General features: G+C 62.2%; 24 protein-coding genes. 10 read left to right on the top strand and 14 right to left on the bottom strand.

The window, feature by feature from the left end; genetic code table 11:
• Positions 1-60: 60 nt before the first annotated feature.
• The 3 genes from L6D74_RS10450 to L6D74_RS10440 are packed head-to-tail and all read left to right on the top strand — an operon-like array spanning position 61 to position 2,649.
• On the top strand, positions 61-1,476 hold the full coding sequence (locus L6D74_RS10450; RefSeq protein ID WP_236189058.1) for a cytochrome ubiquinol oxidase subunit I: 1,416 nt from the start codon (positions 61-63) through the stop codon (positions 1,474-1,476).
• Between the two features lie 17 nt (positions 1,477-1,493).
• The gene (cydB, locus tag L6D74_RS10445) at positions 1,494-2,510 is read left to right on the top strand and encodes a cytochrome d ubiquinol oxidase subunit II (RefSeq protein ID WP_236189056.1); all 1,017 of its coding nucleotides are present in this window, start codon (positions 1,494-1,496) and stop codon (positions 2,508-2,510) included.
• Positions 2,497-2,649 (top strand): DUF2474 domain-containing protein, encoded by a 153-nt coding sequence (locus tag L6D74_RS10440; protein ID WP_074688757.1) that lies wholly within the window; start codon positions 2,497-2,499, stop codon positions 2,647-2,649. The genes cydB and L6D74_RS10440 overlap by 14 nt, the downstream gene beginning before the upstream one ends.
• An 82-nt stretch (positions 2,650-2,731) precedes the next feature.
• On the opposite strand, the gene L6D74_RS10435 is transcribed toward L6D74_RS10440, so the two are convergent.
• Positions 2,732-3,583, bottom strand: coding sequence for a CAP domain-containing protein (locus tag L6D74_RS10435; protein ID WP_064597492.1), 852 nt, complete (start codon positions 3,581-3,583; stop codon positions 2,732-2,734).
• Positions 3,584-3,782: 199 nt separating this feature from the next.
• Between L6D74_RS10435 and L6D74_RS10430 the strand changes: the two genes are divergently transcribed.
• Positions 3,783-4,403, top strand: coding sequence for a cell wall hydrolase (locus tag L6D74_RS10430; RefSeq protein WP_236189054.1), 621 nt, complete (start codon positions 3,783-3,785; stop codon positions 4,401-4,403).
• Positions 4,404-4,548: 145 nt separating this feature from the next.
• Here the strand turns inward: L6D74_RS10430 and L6D74_RS10425 are convergent, their stop codons facing one another.
• From L6D74_RS10425 to L6D74_RS10410, 4 genes are all read right to left on the bottom strand, one after another.
• Entirely contained in the window at positions 4,549-5,955 is a 1,407-nt protein-coding gene (locus L6D74_RS10425) for a heavy metal sensor histidine kinase (protein ID WP_236189052.1), read from the bottom strand.
• The gene (locus tag L6D74_RS10420; RefSeq protein WP_236189051.1) at positions 5,952-6,623 is read right to left on the bottom strand and encodes a heavy metal response regulator transcription factor; all 672 of its coding nucleotides are present in this window, start codon (positions 6,621-6,623) and stop codon (positions 5,952-5,954) included. The genes L6D74_RS10425 and L6D74_RS10420 overlap by 4 nt, the downstream gene beginning before the upstream one ends.
• Before the next feature lie 12 nt (positions 6,624-6,635).
• Complete coding sequence (locus tag L6D74_RS10415; protein WP_064597487.1) at positions 6,636-6,893, bottom strand: DUF2790 domain-containing protein; 258 nt, start codon at positions 6,891-6,893, stop codon at positions 6,636-6,638.
• 147 nt (positions 6,894-7,040) lie between these two features.
• Positions 7,041-7,754, bottom strand: coding sequence for a murein L,D-transpeptidase catalytic domain family protein (locus L6D74_RS10410; protein WP_064597485.1), 714 nt, complete (start codon positions 7,752-7,754; stop codon positions 7,041-7,043).
• Between the two features lie 151 nt (positions 7,755-7,905).
• Here L6D74_RS10410 and L6D74_RS10405 point away from each other — a divergent pair, with 151 nt between their 5' ends.
• On the top strand, positions 7,906-9,519 hold the full coding sequence (locus L6D74_RS10405) for a L,D-transpeptidase family protein (protein ID WP_236189049.1): 1,614 nt from the start codon (positions 7,906-7,908) through the stop codon (positions 9,517-9,519).
• A 3-nt stretch (positions 9,520-9,522) separates the two neighbouring features.
• On the opposite strand, the gene L6D74_RS10400 is transcribed toward L6D74_RS10405, so the two are convergent.
• Together L6D74_RS10400 and L6D74_RS10395 are read right to left on the bottom strand one after the other, a co-directional pair.
• Positions 9,523-10,038 carry an HvfX family Cu-binding RiPP maturation protein gene (locus L6D74_RS10400; RefSeq protein ID WP_064597480.1) on the bottom strand — a complete coding sequence of 172 codons (516 nt, stop codon included), beginning with the start codon at positions 10,036-10,038 and terminating at the stop codon, positions 9,523-9,525.
• A 57-nt stretch (positions 10,039-10,095) separates the two neighbouring features.
• A complete protein-coding gene (locus tag L6D74_RS10395; protein ID WP_064597478.1) occupies positions 10,096-10,299 on the bottom strand; it encodes an HvfA family oxazolone/thioamide-modified RiPP metallophore in 204 nt (67 codons plus the stop codon).
• Between the two features lie 241 nt (positions 10,300-10,540).
• On the opposite strand from L6D74_RS10395, the gene glsB reads away from it, so the two are divergent.
• Together glsB and L6D74_RS10385 are read left to right on the top strand one after the other, a co-directional pair.
• Positions 10,541-11,449, top strand: a complete 909-nt coding sequence (gene glsB, locus L6D74_RS10390) for a glutaminase B (protein WP_102687036.1) — start codon at positions 10,541-10,543, stop codon at positions 11,447-11,449.
• 69 nt (positions 11,450-11,518) lie between these two features.
• The gene (locus tag L6D74_RS10385) at positions 11,519-13,021 is read left to right on the top strand and encodes an aldehyde dehydrogenase family protein (protein WP_236189046.1); all 1,503 of its coding nucleotides are present in this window, start codon (positions 11,519-11,521) and stop codon (positions 13,019-13,021) included.
• Between the two features lie 48 nt (positions 13,022-13,069).
• Here L6D74_RS10385 and L6D74_RS10380 read toward each other — a convergent pair whose 3' ends face one another.
• The 3 genes from L6D74_RS10380 to cynS form a co-directional block, all read right to left on the bottom strand.
• Positions 13,070-13,729: a carbonic anhydrase gene (locus L6D74_RS10380; RefSeq protein WP_039767103.1), complete on the bottom strand. Its 660-nt coding sequence runs from the start codon at positions 13,727-13,729 to the stop codon at positions 13,070-13,072.
• An 11-nt stretch (positions 13,730-13,740) separates the two neighbouring features.
• Complete coding sequence (locus tag L6D74_RS10375; RefSeq protein ID WP_064597472.1) at positions 13,741-13,977, bottom strand: DUF2790 domain-containing protein; 237 nt, start codon at positions 13,975-13,977, stop codon at positions 13,741-13,743.
• A gap of 84 nt (positions 13,978-14,061) precedes the next feature.
• Positions 14,062-14,526, bottom strand: coding sequence for a cyanase (gene cynS / locus L6D74_RS10370; RefSeq protein WP_011334741.1), 465 nt, complete (start codon positions 14,524-14,526; stop codon positions 14,062-14,064).
• Between the two features lie 119 nt (positions 14,527-14,645).
• Here cynS and cynR point away from each other — a divergent pair, with 119 nt between their 5' ends.
• On the top strand, positions 14,646-15,524 hold the full coding sequence (gene cynR / locus L6D74_RS10365; RefSeq protein ID WP_236189042.1) for a transcriptional regulator CynR: 879 nt from the start codon (positions 14,646-14,648) through the stop codon (positions 15,522-15,524).
• A gap of 72 nt (positions 15,525-15,596) precedes the next feature.
• Here cynR and L6D74_RS10360 read toward each other — a convergent pair whose 3' ends face one another.
• On the bottom strand, positions 15,597-15,926 hold the full coding sequence (locus L6D74_RS10360; RefSeq protein ID WP_047293552.1) for a hypothetical protein: 330 nt from the start codon (positions 15,924-15,926) through the stop codon (positions 15,597-15,599).
• A 127-nt stretch (positions 15,927-16,053) separates the two neighbouring features.
• On the opposite strand from L6D74_RS10360, the gene L6D74_RS10355 reads away from it, so the two are divergent.
• The gene (locus L6D74_RS10355; protein WP_236189041.1) at positions 16,054-16,425 is read left to right on the top strand and encodes a hypothetical protein; all 372 of its coding nucleotides are present in this window, start codon (positions 16,054-16,056) and stop codon (positions 16,423-16,425) included.
• Between the two features lie 13 nt (positions 16,426-16,438).
• On the opposite strand, the gene L6D74_RS10350 is transcribed toward L6D74_RS10355, so the two are convergent.
• On the bottom strand, positions 16,439-16,942 hold the full coding sequence (locus L6D74_RS10350) for a GNAT family N-acetyltransferase (RefSeq protein WP_236189040.1): 504 nt from the start codon (positions 16,940-16,942) through the stop codon (positions 16,439-16,441).
• A gap of 47 nt (positions 16,943-16,989) precedes the next feature.
• Complete coding sequence (locus L6D74_RS10345; RefSeq protein ID WP_236189037.1) at positions 16,990-18,933, bottom strand: DNA topoisomerase III; 1,944 nt, start codon at positions 18,931-18,933, stop codon at positions 16,990-16,992.
• A 277-nt stretch (positions 18,934-19,210) separates the two neighbouring features.
• Here L6D74_RS10345 and L6D74_RS10340 point away from each other — a divergent pair, with 277 nt between their 5' ends.
• Complete coding sequence (locus L6D74_RS10340; protein ID WP_127798494.1) at positions 19,211-20,617, top strand: serralysin family metalloprotease; 1,407 nt, start codon at positions 19,211-19,213, stop codon at positions 20,615-20,617.
• An 81-nt stretch (positions 20,618-20,698) separates the two neighbouring features.
• On the opposite strand, the gene L6D74_RS10335 is transcribed toward L6D74_RS10340, so the two are convergent.
• Positions 20,699-21,913: an MFS transporter gene (locus L6D74_RS10335; protein ID WP_236189036.1), complete on the bottom strand. Its 1,215-nt coding sequence runs from the start codon at positions 21,911-21,913 to the stop codon at positions 20,699-20,701.
• Positions 21,914-21,931 lie beyond the last annotated feature (18 nt).

The following is a 21,931-nucleotide window of genomic DNA, read 5'->3' as shown; positions in this document are numbered from 1 at the left end:
CGCGCCTGGCGGTGGCCCGGCCGTGTGCTGCCGCTTTTCAGCCTTGATGAGGACATCATCATGTTCAACCTGGAGGCACTGGACCTGGCGCGAATTCAATTCGCGTTCACGGTTTCGTTCCACATCATTTTCCCGGCGATCACCATTGGTCTCGCGAGTTTCCTGGCGGTGCTCGAAGGCCTGTGGCTGAAAACCCGTAACGACACTTACCGCGATCTTTACCACTTCTGGTCAAAGATCTTCGCCGTCAACTTCGGCATGGGCGTGGTGTCGGGGCTGGTCATGGCGTACCAGTTCGGCACCAACTGGAGCGGATTTTCCGACTTCGCCGGCAGCGTCACCGGGCCGTTGCTGACCTATGAAGTGCTGACCGCGTTCTTCCTCGAAGCCGGGTTCCTCGGGGTGATGCTGTTCGGCTGGAACCGCGTGGGCCGTGGCTTGCACTTCTTCGCCACGGTGATGGTCGCCATCGGCACGCTGATTTCGACCTTCTGGATTCTCGCCTCCAACAGCTGGATGCAGACCCCGCAGGGCTTCGAGATCGTTGACGGCCGGGTGATGCCGGTCGACTGGCTGGCGATCGTGTTCAACCCGTCGTTCCCGTTCCGTCTGGCGCACATGGCGATTGCCGCGTTCGTTGCCACGGCGTTCTTTGTCGGCGCTTCGGCGGCCTGGCATTTGCTACGTGGCAACGACAGCAAACCGGTGCGCAAGATGTTTTCCATGGCGCTGTGGATGGCGCTGATCGTGGCGCCGATTCAAGCGGTGGTCGGTGACGCCCATGGCTTGAACACCCTGGAACACCAACCGGCAAAAATCGCCGCCATCGAGGGCCACTGGGAAAACGCCGACAACGGGCCGACCCCGTTGGTGCTGTTCGGCATCCCCGACATGCAGGCGGAAAAGACCAAGTATGCGATCGAGATTCCGTACCTCGGCAGCCTGATCCTCACCCACAGCCTCGACAAGCAGATCCCGGCGCTCAAGAGCTTCCCGAAAGAAGACCGGCCGAACTCGACCGTGATCTTCTGGAGCTTCCGCGTGATGGCCGGGCTGGGCATGTTGATGATTCTGGTCGGTGTGCTGGGGCTGGCGCTGCGGCGCAACGGCAAGATCTACCGGCATCGCGGCTTCCAGCGGCTGGTGCTGCTGATGGGGCCGAGCGGACTGATTGCGCTGCTGGCGGGGTGGATCACCACCGAAGTCGGGCGTCAGCCGTGGGTGGTGTACGGCCTGATGCGTACTCATGACGCCGCGTCCCATCACTCGGTGGCGCAGATGAGCACCTCGCTGGCGCTGTTCGTCGTCATCTACTGCTCGGTGTTCACCGTGGGCATCGGCTACATGATGAAACTGGTGAGCAAGGGTCCGCAGCCGCACCACGAACATCCGCCCGAAGGCACTCAGGTGCAGACCCCGCGCCGGCCACTTTCGGCGGTCACCGACAACCTCGAATCCGCGACCCGGATCCACTGAAAAAGGAGCGTTGAGTCATGGGTATTCAAGGTATCGATCTCTCGTTGATCTGGGGCGTGATCATTGCCTTCGGGGTGATGATGTACGTGATCATGGACGGCTTCGATCTGGGCCTCGGGATCCTGTTCCCGATGATCAGCGACGAGCAGGAACGCGACGTGATGATGAACACCGTCGCACCGGTGTGGGACGGCAACGAAACCTGGCTGGTGCTCGGTGGGGCGGCGTTGTACGGCGCGTTTCCGCTGGCTTACGGGGTGATTCTGGAGGCGCTGTATCTGCCGTTGATCTTCATGCTCGCGGGTCTGATTTTCCGTGGGGTGGCGTTCGAGTTTCGCTTCAAGGCGCCGGCTGAAAAACGCCATCTGTGGGACTGGGCGTTCATTGGCGGTTCGCTGCTGGCGACGTTCTCCCAGGGCGTGGTGATCGGCGCGTATGTGGGGGGGATTCCGGTGGTGGATCGGCAGTTTGCCGGTGGCGGTCTCGACTGGCTGGCGCCGTTCCCGCTGGTCTGCGGCGTCGGTCTGGTGATCGCCTACGCCTTGCTCGGCAGCACCTGGTTGCTGGTCAAGACCGAAGGCATGCTCGAATCGCGGATGCGCCACTACAGCCGTCCGCTGGCGTGGCTGTTGCTGGCGATGGTGGTGGTGATCGGCGTGTGGACGTTGCAACTGCATCCGGAACTGGCCAGTCGCTGGTTCAACCATGCGCACCTGACCGTGTTCGCCGGGCTGGTGGTGTTGGCGGTGCTGGCGTTGTTCGGGCTGTTGCGTTCGCTGCGTCAGCGCCACACCCACTGGCCGTTCGTGTTCACCCTGGCGCTGATGTTCCTCGGTTACATCGGCCTGGCAATGAGCATCTGGCCGAACATCATCCCGCCGTCGGTCAGTCTGTGGGCGGCGGCTTCACCGGCCACCAGTCAGTTGTTCGCCTTGATCGGCGCGCTGTTCATTCTGCCGGTGATCCTGATGTACACCTTCTGGAGCTACTACGTGTTCCGCGGCAAAGTGAGGATTGGCGATGGCTACCATTGAGATGCGTGAAGTGAAAAGCCGCTGGTACAAACGCCTGGGCTGGTTGCTGTTGATCTGGTCCGGCAGCGTGGTTTCGCTGGCGGTGGTGGCGAGCCTGCTGAAACTGGCGATGTACGCGGCGGGGATGAGAACTCACTGAGCATAAAAAAACCGGAGCCTGGCTCCGGTTTTTTATTGCCTGCATTTTGCATCCTCCCCTAATGGGGAGGATGCCTTGAGGTTTACTCCCCGCCAAACATCGCGGTCCAGTAGATCCCGGCGCTGCTCTTCGGATCGACTGCGTACGCAGCGCCCAGTTCGCGGTACTGCGGGTTCATCAGGTTGGCGCAATGGCCGGGGCTGGCGAGCCAGCCGGCGACGACCTTCTGCACCGTGTCCTGCCCGGCGGCGATGTTCTCGCCGACCTGCTGGCCGCTGTAGCCGGCCAGTTCGGCGCGGTCGCCGGGAGTGCCGCCGTTGCGGTCCTTGTGGTCGAAATAATTGTTGTTGGCCATCTCGCGGCTGTGTTCCTGGGCAACGCCGCCAAGCACGGCGTTCCATGCCAGCGGCGTGGTCGCCGCGAATGCCTGACTGCCGCACTGGCGCGGTTGGGCGCGGGCGGCATTGAGTTGTTCGAGGAGTTTCTGGCCTTCCGCCTGACCGTCGCCGAGGCGGGCCGACAGCAGCGGTCGGGCCAGAGTGATGCGCCAGTCACGGTCGGCGCGACTGACACCGATATCGACGAACTGCGGATCCAGCACCACCTGACAGAAGCTCTCCTGAATCGCCTTCATCGCCGACGCCGCGTCCCGTGGTCCGTTCAGGGTGATCGCCTGCACGTTGACCATCGGGTAGCGAGCGCTGGACATCGCCTGCTGCAAATCCACCACGCCGGTGGCCGGCAGAATCAGGCGCGGATCGGCCGACAGCGGCGGCAATTCGCTGGACGCCTGGCTGCCACAACGCTGCGGCTGGCTGCGGTAGCTGTTGATCGATTCGATCAATTGCGACTCGTCGGTGGCCATGGCCGAAGTGGCCAGCGCCAGGCCCACGGACAACGCGGCGAGTCGCAGAACGGATGGCATGAAGCGCATGGAAATCTCCCTTGGGCTGAGTGCGCACATCATGCGCGAAAGGGCCCCGGTTGGTGCAATGTCTTTTTCTTCACGACGCTGATTTTTCTACAGAACGATTCCGTGCAATTTGCCGTCTACACTCTGCGAAGACCCCGGAAACCGGGCGTCTCAACCACGTAACACTTTGCCCGCAGCGGGCCCTGCCGGAAGAATGATCATGGGATTGAACGGTTTGCTTTGCTGTCTTGCGTTGACCCTGTTGAGTGGTACGGCACTGGCCACCGATCAGGTGCCGATCAAGGAAAAGGCCGAAGCGAAAGCCGAAGTACTGGAAGAGAAAGCGGCCGACAAACCCGACGCGCCCCCGGCACCCAAATCCGAAGCCATCACCCCGACCGAAGCCCAGGCGGTCGACCCCGCCGGCGCTGCGCCGCTGGACGATCCGATCACCTGTCTGGCACGCAGTATCTATTGGGAAGCCAAGGGCAAGGACACCGCCGACATGGAAGGCGTGGCCAGTGTGGTGATGAACCGTCTCGGGCATGACGGCTTTCCGGGCACGGTCTGCGAGGTGGTCAAGCAGGGCTCGGAAACCAGGAGTTGCCAGTTTTCCTGGTGGTGCGACGGGCGTCCGGATCAGGTCAAGGAGGACGCCGAATACGCGCTGGCCAAGGAAATCGCCGGCAAGGCCCTGAACCGCCAGCTCACCGACCGCACCCGCGGCGCGCTGTATTTCCACGACCGCAACGTTCATCCGAGCTGGGCCAAGGAATACAGAAAGACCGCCGAGACCAGGAAATTCCTGTTCTACAAACCCGCAGGCGGGGATGCGCGTTAGGCGCAGACTTCCCGCACACAATGGCGCCGCCATTTCCCTAGTAGGAGCGAGCCTGCTCGCGTTAACGCCCGGTCAGCCAGTTTCATCAGTGCCTGACCCAACGCATTCGCAAGCAGTTCGCTCCCACAGGGACACTTTGGCGAAATCAGTCGCGGGGTTGTCGGGCCGGAAAGAACAGTTCAAAGCAGGTGATCCCGTCGGCGCTGCTGACGCTGTAGCGGCCCTGATGCAATTGCATGATGGTCGCCACAATCGACAGGCCCAGCCCGTTGGATTGGGCCGAGCGCTCGCGGGACGGATCGACGCGGTAGAAGCGTTCGAACAGCCGCGACAGGTGTTCGGCAGGAATGGTCGCGCCCTGATTGCGTACCCGCAGATAACTGCCGTCCGCTTCAGCCACGGCCTCGACCTGCAACGTCGAATCCGCCGCGCCGTACTTGATCGCATTGGCGCACAGATTGGCCAGCGCTCGGCGCAGCAGCATCGGCTCTGCCCAGATCACACCGCTGCCACTGGCCTCGATGGTGACGCCGACATCGGCGGCCAGCCCTTCGAAGTAATCGGCAATGCGTTGCATCTCATCACCGGCGTCCAGTTCCTGACGCTGACTCAGCGCGCTGGCCGGGTCGGTGCGGGCGAGAAACAGCATGTTGTCGAGCATCCGCGCCAGCCGTTCGAGTTCTTCGACGTTGGAGGCGAGCAACTGTTGATAGGCGTCGACGCTGCGGTTCTGTTGCAGGGCGACCTGGGTTTCGCCGAGCAGGTTGTTGATCGGCGTGCGCAGTTCGTGGGCCATGTCGGTGGAGACCTGGCTCAGTTGCGCAACCCCTCGGTCGAGCCGGTCAAGCATCGCGTTGAACGCTTCGATCATCGGCTGCAATTCCCGGGGCGTGCCGTGGCGGTCGAGGCGTTCGCCGAGGTTGGCGATGCCGATCCCGTGGGCATGCCGGGCAATCCGCCGCAATGGCAGTAAACCGCGATACACCAGCAGGCAGCCGACCAGCGCCAGCACAATCGCTGCCAATGAAGCGAGGCCGTACACGCTGAGCCGGTAATTGGCGAGCATTGCCGTGCGCTCGGTCATCAGGCGTCCGGTGAGCACCTGCAGGTTGCCCAGATCGCCCGAGTCGATGGTCGCCGCCACCGCCGAAAACGGCACACCGTCGACGCTCGGCAAGTGCTGTACATCGCTCAGGGCCATCGGATGATCGATCGGTACGGCGGGCAAGTTCGGGGTGGCGAGGTTGCCGGGGTTGACCACCAGCAGCGGCGGCTGGCCGGGGGCGCCGATGGTCAGCAAGGCTTCGCGGTTGCCGAGCATGTTCTGAAACAGCGCCGGCTTGTTCTTGATCAGCTCCAGGGTGTTGCTGTCGTTGAGGAAGGTGCGCAACTGATCGACGCGACTGACCAACTGGATGTCGTCGCGGCGAATCAGAGCTGCTTCCAGCTGGTTGTACAGTGCCGCGCCCAGGCCTGCCAGAGCGGCGAAGGCAAGCACGGCGAAGACCAGCGCCAGGCGCAAGGTCAGGGAATACGTGCCGGCGACTTTCATGGCTGGGTATCGAAGCGGTAGCCGATGCCGCGCACGCTGTGGATCAGCTTGAGCGGGAACGGATCGTCGATTTTCGCCCGCAGGCGGCGCACGGCGACATCGACCACGTTGGTGTCGCTGTCGAAATTCATGTCCCACACTCGCGAGGCGATCAGCGAGCGCGACAGCACTTGCCCTGTGTGGGTGGCGAACAGTTGCAGCAGGGCGAATTCCTTGTTGGTCAGGGTGATCCGGTTGCCGGCGCGGCTGACCCGACGCTTGAGCACGTCGATCTGCAGATCGGCCACCTGCAATTGCTCATCTTCATGGATCGGCCCGCGCCGGGTCAGGGTGCGCAGGCGCGCCACCAGTTCGGCGAAGGAAAACGGCTTGATCAGGTAATCGTCGGCGCCTAGTTCCAGGCCTTTGACCCGGTCGGCGATGTCGTCGCGGGCAGTCAGGAACAGCACCGGCGTGTCGGTTTCCTTGCGCAGCCGGCGCAGCACTTCCCAGCCATCCATTTTCGGCATCATCACGTCCAGCACGATCACGTCGAAGTCGAACTCCAGCGCCAGGTGCAGACCGTCGGCGCCGTCCCGGGCCAGGCTCACGCTGTAGCCCAGTTCCTGCAGGCCGTTGAGCAAGTAATTGCCGGCCTTCGGTTCGTCTTCGACAACAAGGATATTCATGGCTACTGCGCCTCAATGGTCGTTGGTGCAGCCGCTGCCTTGCACTTGATAGTCCAGCACATGTTCACGGCCCTGGTGGTCGAGGTAGTCGAGCTGCGCGGGGATCACGCCGCAGGCCTGGGAAATATCGGTGCTGGAGAGGACTTTGTCGACATCCAGGTGCACGAAGAAGCCGGTTTTGTCATGAATGACGGCAGCGTCCGGCGCAGGTGCGGCGAACACGGAACCGGTAGCGAGGAGGGCGGTGAAGGCGAGGATCAGGGTTTTCATGATGAGTCACTCGAATCGTTGAAGTTGATCGGCGTTCTGGCCGGGACAACTTCAAGCTACCGGGCGATCCGCTCGGCAAACCGACAACTCGATGACAAATCTGTAATAAACCGAACCTGTGGGAGCCAGCGCACTCCCACAGAGTATTCAGCTGGCGTGAGTGCTGAGAATGCTCGCGATCTGTTGTGGCTGGCAGTTGAGGTACGGCGAGGATTTCAGCCACTGCTGATCCGGGTACCAGGAGAACATGAATTGGCCGTTCTTCAGGCTGTCGATCACCCGTTTGGCAACCTGCGGTCGCACCGCCGGGCAACCCTGGCTGCGGCCCAAGCGGCCGGTACGTTTGCTCCAGAACGGGTTCACGTAGTCGGCGGCATGGATCACGATGGCGCGGTCGCGGGCCATGTCGTTGATGCCCGGTTCCAGACCGTCCATGCGCAGCGAGTAACCGTGGGTGCCCTGGTAACTTTCCTGGGTCCGGAACAGGCCGAGGCTGGACTGGAAACTGCCTTCACGGTTGGAGAACCGGGTGGCGAAATTTTCCCCGGAGTTCGAGCCGTGGGCGACCAGATCGCGCAGCACCAGTTTTTTCCGGGTCAGGTCGAAGATCCACAACCGGCGCTCGGTGGACGGCTGCGAATAGTCGATGATCGCCAGATGACGAGACTGCTTCGCGCCGTTGTTGATCGCACATTGCATGGCGCTCAAGGCACCTTTCAGCGCCTGGGGATTGAGTTCCGGAGCGGCGTGCGCGAGGCTGGTGTAGAGAACCGGCGAAGAGGTGCCGGCGGCAAAGGCTGGGCTGGTCAGCACGCCAAGGGCGGTGGCAGTCAGCAGAAGTCGGCGCAAAAACGTCAACATTTAAAGTGAGTCTCCACTTGCTACTTGTTTGGCACTTAGGCTCCTGACGTCCAGTCGTTCCCGGCAAGCCCGCGAATCGGGCCTGACTGTGCACCGCACCTGAGGTAAGGTTGACCGTCAATCAAGACGGCCATGGATTGGAGTAAAGCAGTTGTTCAAAAAGTACGCATGCTACTTGAGCATTTGTTTGCTCGCTGCGCCGTTTGTCGCTTGCGCCGAGGAACCGTTGCCGGAACTTCCGACGCTGCCGCCCGTGCCGACGGAAATGCCCATCGAACCGCAGAGCCCGTTGCAGGCTGCGCTGATCAGCCTGCCCCAGGCGTGCCCGACGATCGGCACCAGCCTCAGCGGCCCGTCGCTGGATCAGTTGCGCGCGTTCTACCAGCAGCAGGACTGGCTGCCAGTGTGGGCCGATGGCGGGCAATTGCCGGCCTTGCATGCGCAATTGCAGCTGTTGGCCGACGATGGCCTGAACCCGAAACGCTATCCGGTAGCGCTCACTGCCCCGCAGGACGGCGAACTGTGCGCCGATATCGAGATCAGCCGCTATTACCTGCAAGCCCTGCAGGATTTGCATTACGGCCGCCTGTTGCAATCGCACTTCGAACCGCTGTGGCATTCCGACGAAACGCCACGCGACCGGCAGGCCGAATTGCTGGCGATCGCCGTGCCGGGCGTGCACAACGTTCCCGCCGCCTTCGATCTGGCCCGGCCGCAGTTGGCGCAGTACCAGAACCTGCGTCATCTGTATGCCGCGCAGCGCCTGCAAGCCCTGCCTCAGTGGACGTCGGTGGGCAATGGGCCGTTGCTGCGTCCGGACATGGAAGACAAACGCGTGCCGGAACTGGCCCGCCGGCTCTACAGCGAAGGTTATCTGAGCAGTGTGGTCGGCACGCCGGACAACGCTTATCACGGCGTATTGGTGGAGGCGGTGAAGCGTTTTCAGGCCAACCATTCGTTGCAGGCCGACGGGGTGGTCGGGCCGGGAACGATTGCCGAACTCAACATCAGTCCGCTGACTCGCCGTGAACAGTTGCGGGTCAACCTAGAACGTTTCCGCTGGATGGCCCAGGACATGGAGCCGGATGGTCTGTTGGTCAACGTCGCCGCGGCCGAGCTGACGCTTTATCAGGGCGGCCTGCCGGTGTGGCAGACCCGCACCCAGGTCGGGCGCGCCGAACGCCAGACCCCGCTGCTCAAATCCCGGGTCACGCGCCTGACGCTGAACCCGACCTGGACCGTGCCGCCGACCATCTGGAAGGAAGACAAGCTGCCGGAAATCCGCAAGGATCAGACCTTCCTCAGCCGCCAGAACCTGCAAGTGCTCGACGCCAACGGCCAGCCGCTGGCCGCCGCCGACATCGACTGGGACAACCCCGGCAACATCCTCCTGCGTCAGGACGCCGGGCCACGCAACCCGCTGGGGCAAATGGTCATTCGGTTCCCCAACCCGTTTTCGGTGTACCTGCACGACACGCCGAGCAAGGCGCTGTTCGACAAGGGGCCACGGGCGTTCAGCTCCGGCTGCGTGCGGGTCGAGCATCCGATGAAGCTGCGCGATTTGCTGCTCAGCCCGGCGGAGAGGGCGCGCACCGACACCTTGCTCGCCACCGGCACCACCCATGAATTCCGCCTGAGCAATCCGGTGCCGATCCTCATGACTTACTGGACGGCACAGGTCGACGGCCAGGGGCGTGTGCTCTACGCACCGGACATCTACAGCCGGGACAGTGCGTTGCTGGCCGGGCTGGACCGGGCGCATTGATCCTCAGTGGCTGGCGTGTTTCCAGAAAAACCGCGCCAGCCACGCATCCACGCTCAACTTGCCGGCCCCGGTAAACACCAGCGGCAGCAGCGCAGCCAAATAAATCGCCGGCAGCTTGAAGTTGCCGAAGCCCTTGTTGGTGATCGCATAACCTTGGGCCAGTTCACTCAACGATGACCAGTCCGCCGGCCAGTGCACGGCAGCGGTGGCGACGACGGTCACGACAATCAGCGAAATCGCCGAAATCCGCGTGCCGAATCCGATCAGGATCGCCAGCGCGCAGATCAGCTCTGCCCACATCGACAGTTCCCAGTTCAGCGTGGCCGGCAAGTGGTCGAAGGGAAACGGGAACCGCTCCTGAATGTCTTCGAACCAGTTCTGGCCGTTGAATTTCTCCAGCCCCGATTCGAAAAACTCCCAGGCGATGAACAGGCGCAAGGTCAGCGGCGCGAGCCACTGGCCGGCGCGGTCGAGGTTCCAGTGCAGGCCTTTGACGGCCGACGAGAGAGCTGTGGTCATGGGAAGGCTCCATTCATTCAAAAGAAAACGGGGCACCGACGTGCCCCGTGAAAAGGGTTATTCGCCGGCGCCGCACTTGCCTTCGCCGCATTTGCCTTCCGAGGTTTTTTCCGCGGTGTCGGCCTTGGCCTGGGCCTGGCTGTAGCCGTGATCCAGTTGCTTGACGCTGAACGCTTCGGAAGCCGAAGCCGCGTTGGACAGGGCCAGGCCACCGGCAAGCAGGAGGCCGAGGGTCAGGGAGGTTTTCGAGCGCTTGGTCATGATGTATCTCCGATGCGATAGGTGAGTTCAAAGGCTTGATCGGGGTTGCCGATCGACAGGCGTATTTGAGCGTCAGGCTGTATCGCGGATGTGTCGCAAAGGGCCGGATTTGTGCGCGGGATGTGTCGGGCGTCGGGCCGTACACACTGCGATACACAGCGCCGTTGTGATTCGATTGCCGGGCGCAGCGTCTAGCCACGGTGTCCCCGCAATCCCATGGGGCGAGACTTCGGAGCCCGGCATGCAAGCGCTGTTGAACGAGATCCTTGACGCTGTCCGGCCCCTGATCGGGCAGGGCAAGGTGGCTGACTACATTCCCGCCCTCGGCACCGTGCCGGCCAATCAACTGGGCATCGCCGTGTATGGCAACGACGGCGAGATGTATTGCGCCGGCGACGCCGAGACGCCGTTCTCGGTGCAGAGTATTTCCAAGGTATTCAGCCTGGTGCAGGCCATCGAACATTCCGGCGAGGCGATCTGGGAGCGTCTGGGCCACGAGCCGTCCGGCCAGCCGTTCAACTCGCTGGTGCAGCTGGAATTCGAACGCGGCCGTCCGCGCAATCCGTTCATCAATGCCGGGGCGCTGGTGATCTGCGACATCAACCAGTCGCGCTTTGCCGCACCGGCGTTGTCGATGCGCGACTTCGTGCGACGGCTGTCGGGCAACCCGCAGGTGATGGTTGACGGCAAGGTTGCTGACTCCGAATACCAGCACCGCGCGCGCAACGCGGCGATGGCGTACCTGATGCAATCCTTCGGCAATTTCCACAACGACGTTGAAGCGGTGCTGCGCAGCTACTTCAGCCACTGCGCGTTGCGCATGAGCTGCATCGACCTGGCCCGGGCCTTTTGTTTCCTGGCCAACGACGGCTTCTGCAAACACAGCGGCGAGCAGATTCTTACTCGCCGCCAGACCCAGCAAGTCAACTCGATCATGGCCACCAGCGGCCTGTACGACGAGGCGGGCAACTTCGCCTACCGCGTTGGTCTGCCGGGCAAGAGCGGCGTCGGTGGCGGCATCGTCGCGGTGGTGCCGGGGCAGTTCACGGTGTGCGTGTGGTCGCCTGAGTTGAACACGGCGGGCAATTCGCTGGCGGGGATGGCGGCGCTGGAAATGCTCAGCTCGCGGATTGGCTGGTCGGTGTTCTGAGGCCGTGTTGCTTTGAGGGAGGCCAACCTATACATTTTCCGGCCGCCCTCAATATGGTGAATCCGCTCCATGTCTCTCGCGCTCGAACGTCTCGTCGCTGGCACGCCTATCCCTTTCGCCGGTAACCGCGTCACCGTGGTCAGCCCCGAACTGGCCGAGCGTTTCCGCCCCGGCGACCACCTTTTGGTGGAGCAGGTGAGCGGCGAGCTGTTGCTGATTCCGGTGGCGGATCAGCAGGCAGCCTCGGTGGCGATCGAGCGTGCAGCGGCGGCGTTTACCGCGTTGTCCGCTGTGCCGGATGAAGCCATCAGCCGCTTCTTTGATCTGTTTGCCCAACGCCTGGAAAACCCTGACGCCTGGGCACTGATCGAAACCGCCAACCTCGCCGACATCGAACGGGCCAAGGCGCGCGGTCGCTCCACCACCCGCTTGCTCGCCGACGAGCGCATGCGCCGCGACATGATCGCCGGTCTGCGGGCCTGGCGTGATGCGCCGGCCACCCGTGGCAAGGTGATCAGCAGCGTCGAACATGACGGCTGGAAGGTCGAGCAGGTAGTGTCGCCGCTGGGCATCGTCGCGTTCGTGTTCGAAGGTCGGCCAAACGTCTTCGCCGACGCCGCGGGCGTACTGCGCACCGGCAACACCGCCGTGCTGCGCATTGGCAGCGATGCGTTGGGCACCGCACAAGCGATCGTCACTCACGCCCTGAACCCGGCGCTGGCCGATGCCGGTCTGCCGGCGGGCGCGGTGTCGCTGGTGGAGAGCGTCAACCACGCCGCCGGTTGGGCGATGTTCGCCGACCGGCGTCTGTCGCTGGCGGTGGCTCGTGGTTCGGGGCGTGCGGTCAGCCAGTTGGGCAGCATCGCCCAGCAGGCCGGCACCGCCGTCAGCCTGCACGGCACTGGTGGCGCGTGGCTGATTGCTGATCGCGATGCCGATGCCAAACGCTTCGCCGCCGTGGTGCGCAATTCGCTGGATCGCAAAGTCTGCAACACGTTGAACGTCTGCCTGATCCAGCGCGACCGTGCTGCCGAACTGGTGCCGCTGTTCCTCGACGCCTTGCAGCAGGCCGGCACCGCGCGTGGTCAGGGCTGCAAATTGCATATCGTCGAAGGCAGCGAAAGCTACCTGCCGAGCGACTGGCAGAACGCGACGGTCGAGGTCTATCGCGCCGAGGGTTACCAGACCGAAGCGCTGGCCGAACCGCTGTCGGAAGCCCGACTGGGCCGCGAGTGGGAATGGGAAGAAACCCCGGAAACCAGCCTGATGATCGTCGACGACCTGGATCAGGCCATCGCGCTGTTCAATCGCTACAGCCCACAATTCACCGTGTCGCTGATCAGCGAAGACGCGGCGGTTCAGGAACGTTTCTACAGCGCGGTCAACGCGCCGTTCGTGGGCAACGGGATCACCCGTTGGGTCGATGGCCAGTACGCGCTGAACAAGCCGGAACTGGGGCTTTCGAACTGGGAAAGCGGCCGCCTGTTTGCCCGCAGCGCGATCCTCTCGGGTGACGGCGTGTTCACCGTACGCAGCCGCATGACGCAGATCGATCTGGGCGTTAAACGCTGAACAGAACAACGCCGCGCCCGTCGCAATGACGGGCGCGGCGTTGTGTTTTCAAGCCGCATCGACTGCCTGACCGTAGACCGCGCACGTCGACGGTTGCTCGGCCAGCGAGACAAAGGTGCGACGGTCGGCACTCAGTGCGTCGATCGAGCCGGTCTCGATGTCGTACACCCAGCCATGCAGATTCAGCAGGCCTTTCTCCTGAGCCAGGCGCACGCTCGGGTGAGTCTGGATATTCGCCAGTTGCGCGATCACGTTTTCCCGCACCATCGAACTCAGCCTGGCGGCGTCATTGGCGTGTGGCCGCGATTCGTTGACCACTTTCGCCGACTCGGCGTGTTGCAGCCAGCCGCTGACGGCGGGCAGGTGATCCATGCATTTGCACTGGGCGATGGCGGTCATGGCGCCGCAATCGGAGTGGCCGCAGATCACGATGTCGGTTACGCCGAGCACGGCCACCGCGTATTCCACCGTCGCCGAAACCCCGCCCGGATGCGGGCTGTAGGACGGCACGATATTGCCGGCGTTGCGGATCACGAACAGCTCGCCGGGCTCTTGCTGGGTCAGCAGTTCCGGGACGACGCGGCTGTCGGAGCAAGTGATAAACAGCGTGCCCGGGGTTTGGGTAGTCGCCAGGTGTTTGAACAGTTCGGTGCGTTGTGGAAACGCTTCGTTCTGGAACTTCAGGAAGCCTTCGATCAGGTTTTTCATGGTGTGTCCTCTCAGTTCGAACAGCCGGTGCCGAATTCGCTGTATTGAAGAATGTGTTTTGCGCCGTGGCTGTCGAGGTAAGTCATTTCGACCGGCACCACGCCGCAGACGTCGGCGACCGGGGTGATGCTCACGACTTGCGCGATGTCCAGCGACATGCCGTAGCGGTAGGCGACGGCCTCTTCATCAGCCTGGGCCTGGGCGGCGAGGCCGGCGAGCAGGGCCAGGGTCAACAGAATTTTTTGCATGGGGCAGCCTCCAGACAGATGTGGTGATGACTTGGCAAATCAGGTTTGGATGGGCCCGCACGCGGGGTGCGGGCCCGGGAGGGATCAGAACGGACGCAGCGGGAGGAACTTGCCGTCGAGGGTGACTACGGCGCGGGAGCCGCCTTCAGGGTCTTCGACTTTCTTGATGTCGAGCTTGAAGTTGATCGCGCTGATGATGCCGTCGCCGAACTGCTCGTGAACCAGCGCCTTCAGGGTGGTGCCGTAGATCTGGATCATCTCGTGGAAGCGGTAAATGGTCGGGTCGGTCGGCACACCGTCGAGGCTGCCGCGCAGCGGGATGATTTGCAGGGCGGCGACGTCTTCGGCGCTCAGCTCAAGCTTGTCACCGACCACTTCGGCCGCGGCTTTCGGCAGTGGATGCTGGCCGAGGAGGGCGGCGGTGACGTAGGCCAGGCTCAGGCCAGTGCCGTCGGCCAGATCCTGCCACGACAGGTTTTTCTGTGCCTTGGCATCCAGGGCGCGGGTGGTCAGGGCGATGCGGCTGTCGTTGTAGGCTTGGGATTGCATGGTGCTTCTCCTTTCGGGGTTGGCTTGTTGTGTGGATTCATCTTCTGCCGATTGATCCATAGCGTCCAAGACCGATATACAATGCCAAGCATAAGTAATGCCTATAGATGGAGCGTTCCATGCTGCTGCGACATTTGCGATACCTGCTGGCCGTGGCCGATCACGGCGGCTTTACCCGGGCTGCCGAGGCGTTGCATGTGTCGCAGCCGACCTTGTCGCAACAGATCCGCCAACTGGAAGAAAGCCTCGGTGTCGATCTGTTTGATCGCACCTCGCGCTCGGTCAAACCTACGGACGCCGGACAGGCCTATATCGAATGCGCGCGACGGGTGCTGGTGGAGCTGGAGGCGGGCAAGCGCGCGTTGCATGACGTGAAGGATCTGTCCCGAGGCTCGCTGCGCCTGGCCATGACGCCGACGTTCATGGCGTACCTGGTCGGGCCGTTGGTGCGCGACTACGTGGCGCGGTATCCGGGGATTCACCTGGAGATTTTCGAGTTGTCGATGGATGACATCGAGGCCGGGCTGGCGGATGACTCGCTGGATATTGCGATTGCCTTCACGCCAGTGCGCAATCCGGACATTGAGTGCATTCCGGCGTTTGTCGAGACGTTGGGGGTGATGGTCGGGCGTGAACATCCGTTGTATGACAGCGCTTCGGTGCTGACGCCGGAGGACATCGCGCAGCTGGATTTCGCCTTGCTGGCGCCGGATTTTTTCACGCGCCTGTCGATCGATGAATACTTCCGCCAGAACGGCATCACCCCCAAGGTGCAGATCGAGGTGAATTCGGTGAGCACGTTGCTGGAAGTGATCCGGCATGCGCCGATTGCGACCATGCTGCCCGAGGCGATTGCGACCGAGGACCGGGCGTTGCGCAGGTTGCGGGTCGAGAGCGAAGCGCCGCAGCGGGGAGCGGCGTTGTTGCGGCGCAAGAACAACTATCACAGTGCGGCGGCTGAGGCGTTTATGAAGTTGGTGCTGGAAACTCGTTCATGAGCTTTTTTTGCGAGCAATAAAAAGAGCCTGCTTCGTCTTCGAAGCAGGCTCTTGTTTTATTGAAGTTTTAACTTAGCAGAACCGATCAATCACCCGAACTTCGTTCTTGTTCTGCATCGAGTCCCACGCCTGTTTCAGCGTTTGCAGAACATTACCGATGAAGTCCTTGTCGGCCGCGGCTTTCTTGCCGACATAGCCGTGGCCGCGGCGGTACATCTTCAAGCGGGCCAGCAGGTTCTGGTTGTTCCGGTCGAACTCTTCTTCACCAGCATGGGGCGACAGGCAGTCGATATGGACCTGACCCGACTTGCTGATCCACAGAATATGGCTGTCGTGGCTGTCTTTTTGCGCAGCGAACATACGAGCCAGTTCTTCGATAGTAGGTTGATTGTTCAGATTCATCATATTGCCCCTTGACCAGTCTGGTGATCTTTCAAAGTTGATTCGCTAATACAGGTAGCCCATCGGTTAGTTGATCCCTGGCACCGAAACCAGGACGTCAGCGGTCGCCCGTGTGAAGTACGGGGTCATGCGTCTGTTGCATGTAGTCGTGTTGAATAACTGCTACGCAAAAGCGTCACAACGAGGAGAAGCAGCGAAAACCGGGAGGCTCCTTGACGACGTTTTCAGGGTCGACCACAAGCGTCTTGAGAATTTTCGCCAGCGCTTCTCGTCCTTGTACTGGACGTTCAGGCCAGGTCAGCTTCTTCAATCTGCCTTGTGGGCAGCGTGTATCCGGAAAAAACAGCTCGGCGGTCAGACGAGCTTGCTCAAGCGTGTTGCCAGTGCTCCCGATCGGGGAGACGTCTGCATCATGCAAAAGCAAAACGATGCCGTCAACGGTTTTGTAGTGATTATTTTTTGTCACTACATATTGTCGGACAAAGTCATTCTGGAATGAAAAAAGGGGGGCTTCAGGCAGTGGGAGTAAGGCTGCGCAGGCAGTAGAACGTGCAGGGATAGCCGTCCACGTTTTTTGTCTGGCGGGTAAAGTCGCCGCCGCTCAGCTCGGGGATGAGCCGGGCCCAGAGCCGCTGTGCAGGCAGGTTGGCGTCGACGTGGAAAATCTGCCATCGACCGGGCAGGTGGCTCAAGAGGGCAGAGGCGACAAACTGCGCGACGCCTTGGCCACGCCAGCGTCGGCTGACGAAGAAGTAGCCGATGTTGTAGTCGGCGCCTTCGATGAGGAGGTGGTCATCCACGGTCACGAACCCCGCCAGTTCGCCGTCGACGTGGATCAGGAATGGCCGGGTCGCCGGCTGGCGCCAGTAATCGTCTTTCAACTGGATCGGGAAGAACCCATGCCCGCCGAGCTTCAGCGGCAGCCACTCGCTGAAGTCATAAGTGTAGAACTGCATCAGGTTTTCAAGGGTTTCCAGTTCGTCGCGCCGGGCGACGCGCAGTTCGATGACAGACATGCCGCTGCCTCCTGACCATCACTGTTGAAACAGTAGCGCGCAGCGGGCTATTTGGCCGCCGGTTTCGCCGAGCGTTTGCCGGTTCCGGTGGTTTTGCTCCGAGTGGTCTTGCGTTTGTTCTTCCATGGCGCAGCGGCTTTGTCGGCAGGTGGCGGGCCGCTGATGGTCAGGCTCAGCCCGGCGCAGCGGGTCACTTGCTTGCTCATCCACGCGGCCTGTTTGGTGACGAATTCCTCCAGACTCATTTCGCCGCTCTGCACCATGTCCAGCGCCTGTTCCCAGATCGCTGTGGTGCCGGGGTCGGCAATCGCCCGCGGCACGGCGTCGATCAGGCTGAAGGCGGCGGGCGTGGCGGACAGGGCCTTGCCGTTTTTCACCAGATAGCCGCGATCCAGCAACCCTTGAATGATCGAGGCGCGGGTAGCTTCGGTGCCGATGCCGGTGGTGTCCTTGAGTTTCTGCTTGAGCAGCGGATCTTCCACTAGTTTGGCGACGTTCTTCATGGCCTTGATCAGGTCGCCTTCGGTATAGGGCTTGGGCGGTTGCGTCCAAAGGTCCTTGAGCTTCACGTCCGCCACGGCGCACTCGGCGCCTTGGGTCAGTGTCGGTAGCGTCTGTGGCGCGGGGGCTTCACGCCCCCTGGCCGGGGCCAGCGCTTCGGGCAACGCGCGTTTCCAGCCCGGCTCGATGATCTGCTTGCCGACCGCGCGCAAGGCTTCCCCGGCGCAATCGAAATCGGCCTGGGTGCGGTCGTATTCGTGATTGGGCAGGAACTGCGCCAGATACCGTGCGCGAACCAGCGTGTAGACCGCGCGGTGCTTGCCGGTCAGACGCTCCAGGTTTTTCGCGGCAGCGGTCGGAATGATGCCGTGGTGGGCGCTGACCTTGGCGTCGTTCCAGGCGCGGGAGCGGCGCTGTGGCTCCAGATGCTCGCGCAGCGCTTCGAGGCTCGGATCGGCCTGACGCAACGCCGCAAGAATCCCTGGCGCCTCGCTGTGCTGGCTCAGGGGCAGGTAGCCGCAATCGCTGCGCGGGTAGGTGATGACCTTGTAGGTTTCGTAAAGCGCCTGGGCGATGTCGAGGGTTTCCTGGGCACCGAGGCCGAGCTTCTTCGAGCAGACTTCCTGCAAGGTGCCCAGATCGAAGGGCAGGGGCGCCACTTCGCGCATGCGTTCGGTGCGCAGCTTGACCACCCGGGCGCTGACGGCGCTGCCGATGGCGGCGGCCGCTTGCTGGGCGAGGGCCTGATTGAGACAACGGTCCTGATCGTCACAGGCATCGCCCGGCGCACGCCACTGCGCCGTGAACGGCGTGCCGTTGTGCAGCAGTTGCACGTCGATGGCCCAGTACGCGACCGGCACGAAATCGGCAATGCTGCGGTCGCGATCCACCACCAGCCGCAACGTCGGCGTCTGCACCCGGCCCACCGGCAGTACACCTTGATAGCCTGATTGCCGGCCGAGCAGGGTGAACAGGCGACTCATGTTCATCCCGATCAGCCAGTCCGCCCGCGAGCGCCCCAGTGCCGAGTGATACAGGCTGAAGGTTTCAGCGCCCGGTTTGAGCGCTGCCAACGCCTTGCGGATCGAGGCTTCATCCAGCGCCGACAGCCACAAGCGGCGGATCGGCCCGCGATAGCGGCAATGCTCCACCAGCTCCCGGGCGATCATCTCGCCCTCACGGTCGGCGTCGGTGGCGATGATCAGTTCGCTGGCCTCGCCGAGCAGGCGCTTGACCGCCTTGTACTGGCTGGCGGTACGCGGCTTGACGGTCATTTTCCATTTGTCCGGGATGATCGGCAGGTCCGCCAGCACCCAGCGCTTGTATTTGGCGTCGTAGGCGTCCGGCGGCGCGGTTTCCAGCAAGTGGCCGATGCACCAGGTCACCGTGACGTCCGTTCCCAGCCAGCAGCCGTCGCCCCGACGCTTTGCGCCGAGCACGGCCGCAATGTCCTTGGCCTGGGAAGGTTTTTCACAGAGGTACAGCCGCATAACCACCGTCGTCGATCATTGCCCGAAGAGGCGCACAGAATGGCCTGACTCGGGCGAACGGGCAACTTTTATCTGTATGGATATACAGATAAAAAGATTGCCGGTCATGACAGCTGTCGCCAGGGCAATCCGGGACGCTATCGAGAAATTGATTAGCCCCTCGTTGGCGGCTGTGGCAGGTTAAATCTGCCTAACAGGGCGAGTGACAGGACGATCTCGCCAGAAGATCGCCGTTTTTCTGTCTGACACTGACTCTTCAGAAACAAGGACGTACACCATGTCTCAACCTTCCTCCCAGGCCAGCAGCGCCTTCACCGCCGTCGACACCTTCAGCCACCTGTACGATCGCGGCACCGGGACCGTCAACGGCAAACCATCGTTCACCGCCGACCAGGCTGCCGACGAAATCCTGCGCAAGGGCATGTCGTGGCAGGACAAGAATGCCGACGGCAAGATTGATCTGACCTACACGTTCCTGACCGACAAACCGTCGAACTACAACCCGAAACTCGGTAACTTCAGCGAGTTCAGCGCCCAGCAAAAGGCCCAGGCCGTGCTGGCGATGCAATCGTGGTCCGACGTGGCCAACGTGACCTTCACCGAAGGCAAGGGCGGTGACGGCCACATGACCTTCGGCAACTACGATGTCAGCACCGGCGGCGCGGCGTTCGCCTACCTGCCGCAGGGCAGCAGCTACGACGGTCAATCGTGGTACCTGATCAACGATCAGTACCAGGTCAACAAGACCCCGGACACCAACAACTACGGGCGCCAGACCCTGACCCACGAAATCGGCCACACCCTCGGCCTGTCGCACCCGGGCGCCTACAACGCCGGCAACGGCAACCCGACCTACGGCGACGCCAAATACGCCGAAGACACCCGCGGCTACAGCCTGATGAGCTACTGGAGCGAAGCCAACACCGACCAGAACTTCAGCAAGGACGGCAGCGGCGCCTACGCCTCGGCACCGTTGATGGACGACATCGTCGCGGTGCAGAAACTCTACGGCGCCAACTTCGAAACCCGTGCCGACAACACCGTGTACGGCTTCAACTCGAACGCCGATCGCGACTTCTACAGCGCCACCTCGAACACTTCCAAAGTGGTGTTCTCGGTGTGGGACGGCGGCGGCAATGACACGCTGGATTTCTCCGGCTTCAGCCAGAACCAGAAGATCAACCTTAACGAAGGGTCGTTCTCCGATGTCGGCGGTCTGGTGGGCAACGTGTCCATCGCTCACGGCGTGACCGTGGAAAACGCCATTGGCGGTTCGGGCAATGACCTGCTGATCGGCAACGCAGCGGCCAACGACCTGATCGGCGGTGCCGGCAACGACATCATTTACGGCGGTGGCGGCGGTGATTCGCTGTGGGGCGGTGAAGGCGCAGACACCTTCGTGTTCGGCGCGGCCAGCGACTCGACCATGACCGCGCCAGACTGGATCATGGATTTCACCAGCGGCCTGGACAAGATCGACCTGTCAGGCATCGCGGGGTTCGCCACCGGCGCAGCCACTCTGAACTTCGTCAGCGGCTTCACAGGGCATGCCGGGGACGCGATCCTCACTTACTTCGAACAGACCAACCAGACCAGCCTGATGATTGACCTCACAGGCCAGGGTTCGGTGGACTTCGCCGTGGGTGTGGTGGGGCAGGCTGTGGCGACCGATATTGTCGCGTGATCTGAAACGAAAAAAACCGCAGTCCTTCGCAGGCTGCGGTTTTTTTTGTTTTCGGACATCGCTCTACGACATTGAAATCGGTTACTGCTCGGTTTCGAGGATCGAAGCGGCGGATGTATTACGTACTCTGGCAAACCACCAGAGAGCCGCAACGCCCAGCAGCGTCGCCAGCACAGCCAGGATCAGGATCACACGTTGTGCCCCCAAAGGCGCGGCGAGCAGCGCAACAAGCAGTCCTGCGAGCGGTTGTGACAAGTTGTTGAGCAGGGTGATCACGCCCACGGTCTTGCCGAAGTCCTGAGGGGGAATGACTCGCTGGCGAATGCTGCGCATGTAAACGTTGAACATCTTGTCGAAGCCGACGATCAACAGGAAACCCAGCACATAACCCGCCAGGTTCGGGCTCAGGGCGCTGATGAAGGCGCCGGCGGCGAGCATCGAATAGGCAACGCCACCCAATACGCGCAACGGCAATACCACCCGGGCGAGGAAAAACAGAATCACGATGGTGGCCACCGCGCCTGCCGTTTGCAGCACGGCGTAGTCGTCCTTGCCGGCGCTGTACTGACCGAGCACCATGGCCGCCGAAGTGGCCAGGGTGACCCCGACAATCAGGTTGACCCCCACAGCCAGGGTGATGATCTTCTTCAGCTCCGCCCGTTCACGGATATGCCTGAAAGCGATGCGCAGAGGCTGCAGCCAGATGTCCTGATGCTGCTCGAACACCTCCAGAGTGATACGGCTGAAACGTTGCCACACCCGCATGCTCAGGTCGGCGAGCAGGAACAGCCCGGCCACCCACAGCACCACCCAGTGCCAGGCCGACACTTCGAGCAGCAATGCCGCCACCAAGGGCCCCAGAACCAGCCCGGTCTGGTCGGCTATCTGCGAGTAGGAAAGGGTTTTGGTGTAGCTGTAGTGCTGGAAAATACGCGGCATCAGCACTTCGCGGGCCATGATGCCCTGAGTCGTCAGCACGCCGCATAGCGCCGACAGCACCACCAGCCACGCGATACCGCCGAAGACGGCATAAAGCCCTACTGCCAATACGCAGAGCAACGCCCGGTAAACCTGACTGATGTGCAGGATCCTGATGGGCGAGAACTTGTCGCACAAAGCTCCGCATAGCGGAAACGCGAGAAAGCGCGGCAGCGACTCGACGAAAAATGCGAGCCCCGCCCAGGACGCGCTGTTGGTGGTCTGGAACACCACAAGCGGCACGATGAACAACAGAATCTGATCCGCCAGCCGCGACAGGAACAGCGAGATGAAAAAAGCCAGGTAATCCTTACGCATGATGACTCCTGTCGGTGG

It is taken from the genome of Pseudomonas pharyngis (assembly GCF_021602345.1).
In the GTDB taxonomy this organism is placed as follows: Bacteria; Pseudomonadota; Gammaproteobacteria; order Pseudomonadales; family Pseudomonadaceae; genus Aquipseudomonas; species Aquipseudomonas pharyngis.
Note: the sequence above shows the minus strand (reverse complement) of the source record. Positions and strands in the feature narration are given on the sequence as shown.